11 protein-coding genes and 1 pseudogene are annotated in these 12327 nt (G+C 67.7%); 4 read left to right on the top strand and 8 right to left on the bottom strand.

The window, feature by feature from the left end; all coding sequences use genetic code 11:
• Window positions 1-10: 10 nt before the first annotated feature.
• The 5 genes from JW364_RS06835 to JW364_RS06815 all read right to left on the bottom strand — a co-directional run bounded on the left by JW364_RS06835 (window position 11) and on the right by JW364_RS06815 (window position 3274).
• On the bottom strand, window positions 11-349 hold the full coding sequence (locus JW364_RS06835; RefSeq protein ID WP_065632444.1) for a PRC-barrel domain-containing protein: 339 nt from the start codon (window positions 347-349) through the stop codon (window positions 11-13).
• A complete protein-coding gene (locus JW364_RS06830) occupies window positions 346-717 on the bottom strand; it encodes a hypothetical protein (RefSeq protein ID WP_205333341.1) in 372 nt (123 codons plus the stop codon). Before JW364_RS06830 ends, JW364_RS06835 begins: the two co-directional genes overlap by 4 nt.
• Complete coding sequence (locus tag JW364_RS06825) at window positions 714-1940, bottom strand: Nramp family divalent metal transporter (protein ID WP_205333340.1); 1227 nt, start codon at window positions 1938-1940, stop codon at window positions 714-716. The genes JW364_RS06830 and JW364_RS06825 overlap by 4 nt, the downstream gene beginning before the upstream one ends.
• Window positions 1941-1944: 4 nt before the next feature.
• A complete protein-coding gene (locus JW364_RS06820) occupies window positions 1945-2436 on the bottom strand; it encodes a hypothetical protein (protein WP_205333339.1) in 492 nt (163 codons plus the stop codon).
• A gap of 163 nt (window positions 2437-2599) precedes the next feature.
• Complete coding sequence (locus JW364_RS06815) at window positions 2600-3274, bottom strand: TetR/AcrR family transcriptional regulator (protein ID WP_374100797.1); 675 nt, start codon at window positions 3272-3274, stop codon at window positions 2600-2602.
• A gap of 275 nt (window positions 3275-3549) precedes the next feature.
• Here JW364_RS06815 and JW364_RS06810 point away from each other — a divergent pair, with 275 nt between their 5' ends.
• The 3 genes from JW364_RS06810 to JW364_RS06800 all read left to right on the top strand — a co-directional run bounded on the left by JW364_RS06810 (window position 3550) and on the right by JW364_RS06800 (window position 6850).
• Entirely contained in the window at window positions 3550-4575 is a 1026-nt protein-coding gene (locus JW364_RS06810; protein WP_205333338.1) for an alpha/beta fold hydrolase, read from the top strand.
• 64 nt (window positions 4576-4639) lie between these two features.
• Window positions 4640-5737 (top strand): Rieske 2Fe-2S domain-containing protein, encoded by a 1098-nt coding sequence (locus JW364_RS06805; RefSeq protein ID WP_205333337.1) that lies wholly within the window; start codon window positions 4640-4642, stop codon window positions 5735-5737.
• 27 nt (window positions 5738-5764) lie between these two features.
• Complete coding sequence (locus JW364_RS06800) at window positions 5765-6850, top strand: dihydrodipicolinate reductase (RefSeq protein ID WP_205333336.1); 1086 nt, start codon at window positions 5765-5767, stop codon at window positions 6848-6850.
• 7 nt (window positions 6851-6857) lie between these two features.
• Here the strand turns inward: JW364_RS06800 and JW364_RS06795 are convergent, their stop codons facing one another.
• The 3 genes and pseudogenes from JW364_RS06795 to JW364_RS06785 all read right to left on the bottom strand — a co-directional run bounded on the left by JW364_RS06795 (window position 6858) and on the right by JW364_RS06785 (window position 9797).
• Complete coding sequence (locus JW364_RS06795; RefSeq protein ID WP_205333335.1) at window positions 6858-7790, bottom strand: oxidoreductase; 933 nt, start codon at window positions 7788-7790, stop codon at window positions 6858-6860.
• A gap of 70 nt (window positions 7791-7860) precedes the next feature.
• Entirely contained in the window at window positions 7861-9219 is a 1359-nt protein-coding gene (locus JW364_RS06790) for a styrene monooxygenase/indole monooxygenase family protein (RefSeq protein ID WP_165629515.1), read from the bottom strand.
• A 130-nt stretch (window positions 9220-9349) separates the two neighbouring features.
• Window positions 9350-9797, bottom strand: a pseudogene (locus JW364_RS06785) (dihydrofolate reductase family protein).
• A 138-nt stretch (window positions 9798-9935) separates the two neighbouring features.
• Here JW364_RS06785 and JW364_RS06780 point away from each other — a divergent pair.
• A complete protein-coding gene (locus tag JW364_RS06780; RefSeq protein WP_205333334.1) occupies window positions 9936-12167 on the top strand; it encodes an acyltransferase family protein in 2232 nt (743 codons plus the stop codon).
• Window positions 12168-12327: the final 160 nt, after the last annotated feature.

Here is a 12327-nt window from a genome sequence, read left to right as displayed (position 1 = left end):
TCCCGGACTCTCAGGACGAGCCGCGGTCGCCGGCGGTGTCGAGCGAGGCGTCGAGGCGATGGAAGCCGTCCCGGAGGTAGACCGTCCCGTCCTCGACGGTCTCCACGTCGTCCCATGGGATGAGCACGGTGCCGCGGTGCAACCACGCGAAGAACCGGTTCAGCGCCCATGGCCGCACGACCCCCTGGCGTTCGTACCCGAGGAAGGACACGCGATTCCGGCGGTTGACGAGCAACCCGACCAGCCTCAGTGCGTCGTCCTCCACCTCGAAGCGCAGGTCGATCACGTGGCCGACGTGATCGCCGTCCGATCCTCGGACGGTGCAGCTCAACAGGTCGCTGGCAATCATCGCTTCCCGCTCCCGGGGATGCGCGCGACGATGTGATCCCGGCACCATCGTTCCGGCCACGCGAGTTCGAGTTCCTCCTGCGCGTCGTCGATCGCGACGCGCACATCGATGTCGCGCACGCGGTCGAAGGGGATGCGGTCGAGTTCGCTGATGTGCGGCCCGCCGCCGATGAGTCGGTAGAAGAGCGCGCGGCCGGTGAGCAGGGCGGAGGCCCGCGGCGGACCATCCTCCGGCATCTCGATCTCGACGTCGTCGACGACGCCGAGCGGCACCCCATCCCGATCATGGATCTGCCTGTCCAGCAGATGGAGTCGGAGATCGATCGTGGCCCGGCGCGACAACCCGCGGTCGTCGTCCCGCGCACTCACCGCCCCGCCCCCGTCACGATCAGCAGTGGTATCGCAGCCACCGAGGCGACCACGATGATGCCCAGGTAGATGGTTCCGAAGAAGTTCATCACTCGCCCGTTCACTCTGTCTCCCATGTATTCTCGATCATTCGCCACCACGAGGATCGGTAGATAGGTCAACGGCAGGGCGACCGCGGAGAACACGACCGAATACTCGGTGACCATGATCGGATCGACGCCGGTCAGCAGGATCAGCACTCCCCCGAGGAGGAACACGATGATCACGAGGTGGAACCGTGCCGCTTGGAACGGCTTCTTGGCTGCGCCCCACGGCCATCCGGCGTACTGGGCGATGGTGTAGCCGGTCGACAGCGCCGTCTCCAGAGCCGCGCCGGTCGTCGCCGCGACCAGCCCGATGATCGCGAAGGCGAGCGCCAGCTGTCCGCCGGCCTGTGCCACGGGCAAAACGACCTGCGACAGCGACTCCACCGAGATGTCGGCGGGCATCAGGTAGAGCGCTGCAGCGCCGGCTATCGCGATCGAACCCAGGCCGCCGAGGGGGAATCCGACCAGCACATTCCATCGCTCTCGGGCGAGATCTTTACGCCGCCAACCCTCCTCGATGCCGCCCGAGGAGAAGAAGACCTCGTACGGAGTCATCGCCGCACCGAACAGCGCGATGGCGTAGTACCAGTAGGCGGGTACCGACTCCTGTGACGGGATCGAGGGCGCCGTCATCTGACTCCACACCTCGCCCCAGGGCGGTTGCAACAGGAAGAAGACCACGCCGAACACGGCCAGGCACAGGCCGAGCAGACCGGTCACGTTCTCCATGATCTTGAAGTTGGCCCGCCACAGGATGATCCACACACCGAACGCCGCGACCGGCACCCACAGCAGCGGCGCGACCCCGCTGGCCAGTTGCAGCGCCAGTGCGATTCCGCCGATCTCGGCGGTGAGCGTGAGTCCGGTGACGAACAGCGAGGCGACGAGGTTGGCCGCACCCATCCGCGGGCCGAGTCGTTCCCGGATGATCTCGAAGGTACTGCGTCCGCTCACCGCGGCGACCCGCCCGGACATCTCGGCGAACAGACAGATGCCGATGACGCCGACCACGACGACCCACACCAGGCTGAAACCGAATCGCGAGCCGACCACCGCGTTGGTGACGATGTCGCCGATGTCGAGGAAGCCGCCGATGGCGGTCAGGATGCCGAGCGCGACGCCGAAGATCGTCTTCACCGGTTCATCCCCTCCCGCCGGCTGCGGAACGGGGGTCGTCGACGATCCGCTGCAGCCGCTCGCCGACCTTGCTCAACGCGTCGAGCGACTCGGCGACCCGCGGGTCCTCGCGGTCGAGCAGCGTCACCGAGCGGGCAGAGACGAGAACCCGGGTGGCCTCGCCCATGGCGTCCTCGACGCCCGCCCGCATCGGTTCATCGGCCACGTTGTCGATGTCGAGGTTGACGACCGCCCCGTAGGCGGACAGTGACTGCTCGATGAGGTCGTCGAAGAGGACGCGCACATACTGTCGCGGTGCGCGGTCCTCGGTCCACAGGCGCAGCCCCTCCTCGCCGGAGGCGACCGAGCTCACCACGTCGCCGGACGAATGCGACAGTTCGGCCGTCACGCCGCCGGGTTGCCGGGCGCACCCGACGAGGAGGAGCAGACACAGTCCGCACGCGAGAACCGCGCGCAGCGTGGTCGATCCGGCCGTCAGCCCGGTCGGCAGCAGCAACCGTGCCCTTCTGTCGTGTCCTGGCGTCGAGGCGGTCCGCGTCCGCCACAGGCCGCCTCGTGGAATAGCCCGCGGGACGGCGAGCGAAACCGGCACCGGTCATGCGCAATCCACTGGTCGGCGATGCCCCCGAGCGCGGATTTCGGCCCGTCGGGGCGGTTCCTCAGCCCGCGAGCAGCGCGACGATGGCCCTCGCCAGGCCACGTCGGGCCAACTGCTGATCCTGGAAGGTGCCGAGCTGCTTCTCCGACACCAGGCCCCGCATGGCCCCGGGCAGGAACGCCGCGACCTCACGTACCCGCTCCGGATCGACGTCGAGGTCGGCGAAAGCGCGCTGGCACGAATCGATCCACGACGGCCCCCACGACGCGAACTCGGCGGCGGTCTTGGGGAACATCCGACGCAACTCGTCCGGATCGCGCGGCAGGGCCGCCCGCAGGGTCTCGATCGCGCGGGATTCGGGCGCGGTCAGTCCGTCGTACATGAGGTCGACGATGGCCGCGACCCGCTCAGCCAGTGGCGCATCGGGTTTCGCACTCATCGGGAGGTCGCCGCGATGTTCCGCGGTCCGATGCAGCACCGCCGCCCACAGGCCGTCGATGTCGTCGAACTGGTACTTGACCGCGCCCCATGTCGCGCCGATGTCCTTGGCGATCCGATTGCCCGACACGGAGGCGGGATCGCCGGTGGCCAACGAGGCGAGCGCGGCGTCGAGCATCGCCTCGCGCGTCGCCTGGCCGCGCCTGTTCACCCGCCGGGTGACGCTGCCCGTACCGCCGTCGGGGGATCCGTCGTCCACCGCGCGGACGTCGGAGGTTCGGGATTCGCCGGGAGCCATGGCTGCCGATCGTAGCCGCTGCCGACCGCGGTCATGGCGTAGCGGCAATGCGCTGACCGGCGCGATGTTTGGCGGTCGTTCGCTCGGCTACCCGTCCGTCGGGCCGACCGCGACGAAGTGCGGACGACCATCGTCCGACCAGGCAGCCGGCCCGTTCGGACACAACCCGACAATTGGCACAAACCGTTACCCGAAGCGGTAGATACAGACAATTGGAGTTTGTATCATTGTGCAGCCGATGTGACACAAGTCACCGGCGGTCCGAGGGGGACGACATGAATGCAGCAACCGGCATCGGAGCCGCCCGACACGCACTGTCCGGACTGCTGCCGGCCGAGGCACGTCGCCGACTCCGCAACCGCGTCTACGTGGACACGCTGTTCAACAGCCGCGAACCCGAACGGACCTCATGGGCGGTGACCGATGACGGCGCGCGGTTGCGCGTCGTCCACCACGGGCCGGCGGACGCTCCCCTACTTGTTCTCGTGCATGGTTGGTCGTGTTGTGTCGAGTACTGGAATCCGCAGATCAATGCGCTGGCCGAGCGTTACCACGTCATCGCCTACGACCAGCGCGGCCACGGCGAGAGCACCTGGGGCCGTCGCGCATTCGACACCGACGTCTTGGCGGATGACCTGTACACCGTTGTCTCCCAGACACTCCCCGAAGCAGCCACAGCTGTGTTCGTCGGGCACAGCATGGGCGGCATCACCCTGCAGGCCTGGGCCCACCGGCATCGTGATCAGGCCGAGTCGCGAGCCACCGCAATGATTCTCGCCAACACCACCTGGGGCGGGGTCGCCACCGAGAGCCGGGTGCTGCCGCTCGTCAACGGCCCGATCAAGGCGCCGCTGTGGCTGCTGCAGATGGCCCTGTCCATACCGGTTCCGTTCCCGGGAGATCGGTTCACACGGAGCGTCATCCGGCATCGCATCCTGAACGGCCGATCAGCGACCGTCGATCACGCCGCGTTCGTCCTCGCGATGACCCGCTCGTGCTCGCCCAGCTCCCGCGCGAAGTCCGCCGTGGCCCTTCTCCAGTTGGCGATGGGACCCGCCGGCGCCGACGCCATCACCGTGCCGACCACGGTCATCGGCGGTCGGCACGACCTCCTTCTCCCGCACGCGATGACCCAGCGCATCGCGCATGCCCTGTCGGTTCGCGGCTACCTCGATCGCCTGGTCGTCCTCGACACCGGTCACGCGTCGAACATCGAGGCCGCCGAGGACTTCACGGCCGAGATCCGTCGGGTCATGCATTCCGCGTCACCGCGTCCGGAGCTCGCCGAAACCGCCAGCTGACCAGGCACGCCCATTTTCATAGACCCCTCTTGCATTCGCGTCGCGCGGGACCTACGGTTGCCGCATGGCGAGAACGCCGCTGTCGATGACACCCACCGGCTGGTTCCAGGTCGCCTGGTGCTCGGAGATCCCGGTCGGGGCGGTCCACACGATGAAGTACTTCGGGCGCGAGATGGTCGCCTGGCGGTCGCGGTCGGGCCGGGTCTCGGTGTTCGACGCCTATTGCGAACATCTCGGCGCCCATCTCGGCCACGGCGGCCATGTCGAGGGCGAGAACCTGGTGTGCCCGTTCCACGGCTGGGAGTGGAATCGCGAGGGGCGCAACGTCTGCATCCCGTACGAGAAACATCCCAATCGTGGGCGACGAATCCGCAGCTACCCGGTCGTCGAGCGCAACGAGGCCGTCTGGATCTGGCACGACATCGAGGGTCGTCCACCGCATTTCGACGTTCCCGACATCTTCGGCGACTTCGACGACGATCGCACCGCCGCCGACTACTACCCGCCGGTGCCCGCGGCCACCCTCTTCCGGCCGGGACTCGAGATCCACCCGCAGTACATCATGGAGAACGGCGTCGACTTCGCCCACTTCAAGTTCGTGCACAAGACACCGTTCATGCCCGAGTTCACCCGGCACGACTTCGAGGGGCCGGTGTCGCATGTCGACTTCACCATCGCCTTCGAGGAGGGCGCAACACTCGAGAACGCCACCAGCGGAGTCGAATCCATCAACGCCGGGCTGGGTTGTTCGGTCACCAAGAGCTGGGGCATGGTCGACAACCGCACGATGCCGGCGGTCACCCCGGTCGACGAGCACACCTCCGACGTCCGGTTCACCGTGTGGATCGGCCGCAAGCCGGGCGAGGAAACCGGCGAGATCACCCGCTACGGGACCGTGATGGCCGACCTCGTCATCGAGCAGTTCGCCGCCGACATCGACATCTGGGCACACCAGCGCTACTCCGATCCACCCGCACTGTCCCGCAGAGAGTTCGAGGGCTTCACCGCACTTCGCAAGTGGGCGCGGCAGTTCTACCCCGACGGCGGACCTGACGATGCCGATCCGTCGTCGTCGAGTGGAGCGGTGCTGCCACAAGGCGATGACTTCGTCCGCATCCGCCGTTCCGAGCCCGAGGCGCTACGCGCCGCCACGCAGTCCTGACATACGTTCAGCCCGAGAGGATCTGTCATGACCACCACCGAACGAATCCGGGTCTTCCAGGTCGCCACCGGCAATCTGGGCACCGAGATGATCGGGCGCATCCAGTCGCATCCCGACCTCGAACTGGTTGGGCTGCATTGTTATACGCCAGACAAGATCGGCCGCGACGCCGGTGAGATCGTCGGCCTCGACCCGATCGGGGTGACGGCCACCGGCACGGTCGAGGAGATCATCGCCGCCCGTCCGGATGTCCTCACCTTCCACGGCGTCTTCCCCGACGAGGACCTCTACGTCCAGGTTCTCGAGGCCGGGATCAACGTCGTGACCACCGCAGACTGGATCACCGGATTCCATCGCGACACCAATCACCCGCACCATTCGGGACGCAAGGTCAGCGAGGTGATCGCCGAGGCCTGCGAGCGCGGCGGCGCAACCTTCTACGGCACCGGCATGAACCCCGGTCTCGCGCAGATCCTCGGCATCGTGCACACCGCCGATGTGGCCGACATCGAGAACGTGACGGTCATCGAGTCCGTCGACGTCTCCTGCCACCACTCCGTGGACACCTGGAAGGCAGTCGGATACGGCCTGCCCGTGGACGATCCGAGCATCTCCGACTCGCTGTACAAGTACACCGCGGTGTTCGCGGACTCCGTCTATCTGATGGCCGACGCCTTCGACCTCGAGCTCGACGAGGTGGCGTTCTCCTACGAACTGGGCGCCTGCACCAAGGACGTCGACCTCGGCTGGTATCAGCTCCCGGAGGGTTCGCTGGGCGGCAGCTACATCAAGTACCAGGGCATGGTCGACGGTGTGGCGCGCGTCGAATCCCACCTCGAATGGCAGATGACACCGCACACCGATCCGTCGTGGAACATCCAGGCCTGCTACATCACCCAGGTCACCGGCGACCCGAACATCTACTCCAAGCACATGATCTTCCCGCGTAAGGGCTTCGACCTCAGCAAGCCGGAGAACTTCGCATCCATCGGCATGACCGTCACCGGACTCCCGGCCCTCAACTCGATCCGGTCCGTCGTGGCGGCACCTCCGGGCATCGTGACGAGTGCCGACCTCCCGCTGCGATCATTCGCCGGGCGGTTCGCGATCTGACGAGAGGTCAACCGAGGTCGATCGTCACCCCGGTGAGTTCGGCACCGATGTCCCACAACCGCGCCGCGACGTCGCGGTCCTTCGCCTTCGCCGACGGCTCAACCAGCACCGGAGGGCCGGCGAGCCCGAAACCGCCCACCGGACCGTAGTATTCGCCGCCCTGCGCCTTCGGGTCGGTGCCGGCGCGGAGGACCGACAACGCCCCGTCGGGCGGGTCCATGATGAATCGGTCGGTGAGCCATCGCAGCGAGGACGCGTGATAGGCCCACTGCAGGAACCGGCTCTGCTCGCGCATCACGCCGGTGCGGGTTCCGCCCGGGTGCGCGGCGAGCGAGATCGCCGGCGCCTCCGCGCTTCTCATCCGACGATCGAGTTCGAGCGCGAACAGCATCTGGGCGAGCTTCGCCCGCGAGTAGGCACCGGCACTGGTGAACGCACGGTCCATCGGGAGGTCCGTGAAGTCGATGTTGCCGGCTCGGTGCGCGTGACTGCCGACGGTGACCACCCGCCCGGCGTCGGCTGCCAGGATCACATCCATCAGCCGGCCGGTGAGTGCGTAATGACCGAGATAGTTGGTCCCGAAGTCCATCTCGAACCCGTCCGGGGTGAGATCGCGCCGCGCCCGCATGACGCCGGCATTGTTCACCAGCAGATCGACGGTCGCGTGCCGGCGTCGGATCTCCTCGGCCGCGGATCGCACGGAATCCAGACTCGCCAGATCGAGATCGACGATCTCCACCTCGGCGCCCGGAACCTTCGCGACAATGTCGTCGCGGGCCTCCGCAGACGTTTGAGGATTGCGGCACGCCAGCACGACGCGAGCGCCCAGAGTCGCCAGCCCGAGCGCGATCTCGCGCCCGATCCCCGAGTTCGCCCCGGTCACCACCGCGACCCGTCCGGTTTGCGGAGGCGCGTCGGCCAACGTCCACCCCGACTTCACATCTGCCCCCTCCGGCCCCGGCTCGAACGACGATGTTGTTCGTATCACATGGCGCCGGAGGGAGCGAGAGTCAGGCGCTCACGGCCTCCGGGGTGGCGCTGCTGAATTGTCCGGCGGGCGCGAAGCGGGCGAGGACCTCGTCGTGCGGCTCTCCGGCCACCGCGGCGATGAAGCCCTCCACGTCCTCGCGGGTCCGCAGACCGAGCAGCGGATTCGGTTCGGAGAGGAGACCGAACAGGGCCGACGCGATGGCGGGACTGACGGCGGCAGCCGGAAACGACAACTCCAGGTGGGTCGCGTAGTCGGGGTCGCCCAGGTAGAGGCGGGTGACCTCGACGGCAGCCCGTCCGCGTCGCTCCCAATGCTTCTCGAACTCCGCCGACAGCCATTCGGCGGTGAACTCGCCCTCGTGGCCGCGAGCGGCCTTCACCAGTTCGGCGACCTGGATCAGCGAGTTCTGCGCACCCTGCCCCGCCACCGGGTCGACGGCGATCGCGGTGTCACCGATCGCCGCGACCGGATGTCCACCCGCGGTGGTGGCGACGGCCTGCCGCACGGTCGGGGTGACCGCACCCTTGAGCCACGACACCGGATCGGACTCGATGACCTGCAGCCGGTCGATGACCGGCGCATCCTCCGGGAAGTATTCGGCGAAGATGCCGGAGATGGTCTGGCGGGCCGAGACCGCGTCGTGGACGTCATCGATCCGGGCGGCCCACGCGCCGTCGGGCTTGGCGAAGACGATGAACGACCACGTCGGGCCGGCGTCCTTGTGCAGGAACGGTCCGACGAAGATCTCACCGTTCTGCGCATCCAGGTTGAACAGCGAGTGGTCGCCGCCCGCGCTGCTGCGGTAGGCGAAGGACTCCGGGCCGTGGTCGACGCCGGTCAGGGTGACCTGCAGCAGACGACGCTGCGGTTCCCGGTAATGCGTGCGCGACTCGTCGACCGGGAACAGCGTCGACAGTCCGCCCTTGCCGGTGGCGACGAGGGTGATGTCGGCGTCGGCGGCGATCGCGTCGAGACGGTCGAGGCCGACCTGTCCGACCTCGAATCGGCCGCCGCGGTCGAGGAACCGGGCGAGCCGGTCGTCGGCGCGGAGGCGGAGGTCGACGGCCTGGGCGACGTAGCCGTAGTCCGGGTTGAACTCGAGGACCGCGGCGCGCTCGTCGCCGCTGCCGGAGTACAACCGGGCGCTGATGCCGGTGGTGTTGCTGACCTCGTACAGGTCCTCGATGATCTCGGCATCCCATTCGCGGGACTTACCGAACAGGACACCGACACCGGTCGGCGGCACCTTGTCGCGCAACGACTCGCGGTCCCGGTCGCTGTAGAGCGTGACGTCGAACCCGGCGTCGAGGAAGCCGAGGGCGGCGCTGGTCCCGGCCAGCCCGGCCCCGATGATCGCGACCGATCGTCGTGCTGTCATGAATGGATCTCCCCTGGTTGTCGGCGTGGAAATGACTGCTCGACAGGGTGCCGGGGCGATCGGTGTGGCTGAAGGGTTAGACGCACCGAGAACGAATCGGCGCTTCGGTGCCGCTCGGGTGGGGAACGCGCTAGGCGTCGTCGCGAACCCGGCGGTACCGCTCGTAGATCACCTGTCCTCCGTAGGTCCGGGTCTCGGCGAGCGACAGCCGGATCGTGTCGGCGACCGGCGGCAGCAACGGGGTACCGCCACCGACCGGTGAGCTCGTCGGCCAGCGATCCCTGCGCCAACCGCGCGTTGCCCTCAACCGACGTGAGGGTGCGGCTGAAGACCACCTTGGGCAGCGCCGACCAGAGGTCGGCGAACGCGGCATCCGCGTCGTTCTCACGCATCCGCGGGTCGGTCTCCCAGACCAGCATCGTCTCGTAGAGCCGGCGGCCGCACACGAACGCGCCGAGCTCGCCGACCCGTTCGGTGTGGAACGCGAACAGATCGTCAGAGGGGACCGACCAGTTGAAGTTGCCGTCGCGGTCGGAGATGAAGCCGTCCACCGAGACGCCCATCGACAGAAGCAGCATGTGGGGATGTTACGACGCCTCGCCGCCACAGTCGCGGACTCCGACGCAGCAGGTGAACCCATGAGTCTGCTGTGAGGTCCGACGACACCCCGCTCGTGCCAGGCTTCCCTCAGGTGCGGGCAAGTACCATCGCCCTCTGTGCGTACGCCCCTGACCGATGCGACACCCGTCGCAACCCCGAACGAGGACGCCGCGACCGGCAACACGTCCGGGTACCGGTTGGACCTCGACGGGCTGCGCGGCATCGCGATCGCGCTGGTCGCGATCTTCCACGTCTGGTTCGGCCGGGTGTCCGGGGGCGTCGACGTCTTCCTGACACTGTCCGGCTACTTCTTCGTCGCGTCTCTGCTCAAGCACGTCCTGGCGACCCAGCCCGCGACGAGTTCCTGGGGCGCGGCGATCAATCCGTGGCCGCGGTTCTCCCGGCTCCTGCGCCGGTTGCTGCCCGCTCTGCTGCTGGTGCTCGCGGTCACCGCCGGACTGATCGCGCTGATCATGCCGACGACGCGTTGGGGACCGCTCGGGGCCGAACTGCAGGCCAGTGCGCTGTACTACCAGAACTGGCACCTCGCGTTCGAGTCGCAGGACTACGCGGCCGCCGACTCCGCGAACAGCCCGATGCAGCATCTCTGGTCGATGTCGATGCAGGGCCAGTTCTTCGTCCTCACCCTCGTCTGCGCGCTGGCACTGGGCGCGGTGCTGCGTGCGCTCGGCCGGCGATCCGCATTCTTCGCCGACCCCAAGGTGGTCCGTGGAGTCGTCGGGATCGCGCTCGGCGTCGTCGCATTGGGCTCCTTCGCGTGGGCCAACTACCGCCACGGGATCAACCAGCCCTTCACCTACTACGACACCGTCGCCCGTCTGTGGGAACCGCTCGTGGGCGGACTCCTCGCGGTGTGGATGCCGCGCATCGCGCTGTCGCAGCGGGTGCGTGACCTACTGGGAATCGTGGCCCTGGGCCTCATCGTGACGTGTGGTTGGTGGATCGCCGGCGTCCAGGAATACCCCGCGGCGTGGGCGCTCGTCCCCGTGGGCGCGACGCTGATCCTCATCTGGGTCGGCTCGTCGCAGACCGCCCCCATCGATCAGGCCCCCGTCGATCAGAAGACGGCGTCCGGCCAGACCTCGATCCGATCCGGGGTGAGCCGCGGTCTCGCCCATCCCCGGCTGGTGTGGCTGGGCTCGATCGCCTACGCGCTGTACCTGTGGCACTGGCCGCTGCTCATCTTCTACCTGGCGTGGCGCTATCAGGACGATGTCTCGTGGTTCGAGGGCACCGCCATCCTGGCCGTGTCCGTGCTGCTCGCCTGGCTGACCACGAAGTACGTCGAAGCGCCGCTGCGTGCGGGGTCGGCGAAGCGGAAGCAGTCCCCGGTGCCGCCCGATGCCGATGGCGCGGTCGCGCGGCCGCCGTTCGAGAAGACCAGAGGCTACCGGCGCGCCCTCGTCGCGGTGCTGGTCGTCATCAGCGTCGCGGCCGGCGCCGCCGCGGTGACCTGGCAGCGCGACGCCGCCAATGCCACCCTCGACACCCAGAACCTCGACCCACGGCTGTACCCGGGGGCGCGGGCCTTCCTCGACGGCGCTCCGGTACCGAACGTGACCGCACAACCGAGTCCCGATGTCGTCGACATGGACTGGCCGATCACCTCCTACGACTCGATCATCAGCGGCTGGAAGGACCCGTCCATCAAAGTCGGGTACTACGGCAACGTGAACGCCACCCGAACCATCGCGCTGGTCGGCGGTTCGCATGCGGAACAGTGGATCACCGCGCTCGACGCCATCGGCAAGCGCCACGACTTCCGCGTGACCACCTACCTCAAGGTCGGGTGCGCCCTCACGACCGAGCACGTGTTCACGTGGTTCGGCCAGAAGTACTACCAGTGCAATGACTGGTCGCGTCGCGTCATGGAGCGGCTCGCCGTCGACAAGCCGGATGTCGTGTTCACCAACAGCACCCGGCCCGTCGAATCGGGCGACGGCGACTACGTCCCCAAGGACTACGAAGAGATCTTCTCCGAGTTCCGCGACCGCGGGCAGCGGGTCGTCGCGGTCCGCGACAACCCCTGGGCGACCGGACAACTCAAGCCGCCGGAGTGTCTCGCCAGCGGTCGCAAACCCGAGGTGTGCGGCGTGCCCCGAGCACAGGCGATGGCGCCGGCCGATCCCGCCGCCGCGCTCGCCGGCGAGTTCCCCAACATGAGCTTCCTCGACTACACCGACGCCATGTGCGACGACGAGTACTGCCCCGCGGTCGTCGGGAACATCCTGGTGTGGCACGACTTCCACCACCTCTCGGCGACCTTCGTCCGCAGCCTCATCCCCGCCGTCGAAGCCGATCTCCAGCGGTCGCTGGGCTGGTGGTGAGCCGACCCTTCGTGACGCTCGCAAGCTCGCTCCTCAGCCTGAATCTTTCATGGGTGGCTGGGTTTTCGTCGATCAACGGTCGGTGTGGGGTTGTGGGGTTGGTGTTGGTGTGTGGGCAGGGTGGGTCGCCAGCGTTCGGTTCGCTGGTTGTTCTCAGTTC

The sequence above is a fragment of the Gordonia sp. BP-119 genome (assembly GCF_016924115.1).
GTDB lineage: Bacteria > Actinomycetota > Actinomycetes > Mycobacteriales > Mycobacteriaceae > Gordonia > Gordonia hongkongensis.
Note: the sequence above shows the minus strand (reverse complement) of the source record. Positions and strands in the feature narration are given on the sequence as shown.

Excerpts from the sequence above, each read along its gene's own strand:
- JW364_RS06805 (WP_205333337.1), top strand. The coding sequence starts at position 4,640 with ATGGCGAGAACGCCGCTGTCGATGACACCCACCGGCTGGTTCCAGGTC.
- JW364_RS06815 (WP_374100797.1), bottom strand. The coding sequence starts at position 3,274 with ATGGCTCCCGGCGAATCCCGAACCTCCGACGTCCGCGCGGTGGACGAC.
- JW364_RS06835 (WP_065632444.1), bottom strand. The coding sequence starts at position 349 with ATGATTGCCAGCGACCTGTTGAGCTGCACCGTCCGAGGATCGGACGGC.
- JW364_RS06810 (WP_205333338.1), top strand. The coding sequence starts at position 3,550 with ATGAATGCAGCAACCGGCATCGGAGCCGCCCGACACGCACTGTCCGGA.
- JW364_RS06800 (WP_205333336.1), top strand. The coding sequence starts at position 5,765 with ATGACCACCACCGAACGAATCCGGGTCTTCCAGGTCGCCACCGGCAAT.
- JW364_RS06790 (WP_165629515.1), bottom strand. The coding sequence starts at position 9,219 with ATGACAGCACGACGATCGGTCGCGATCATCGGGGCCGGGCTGGCCGGG.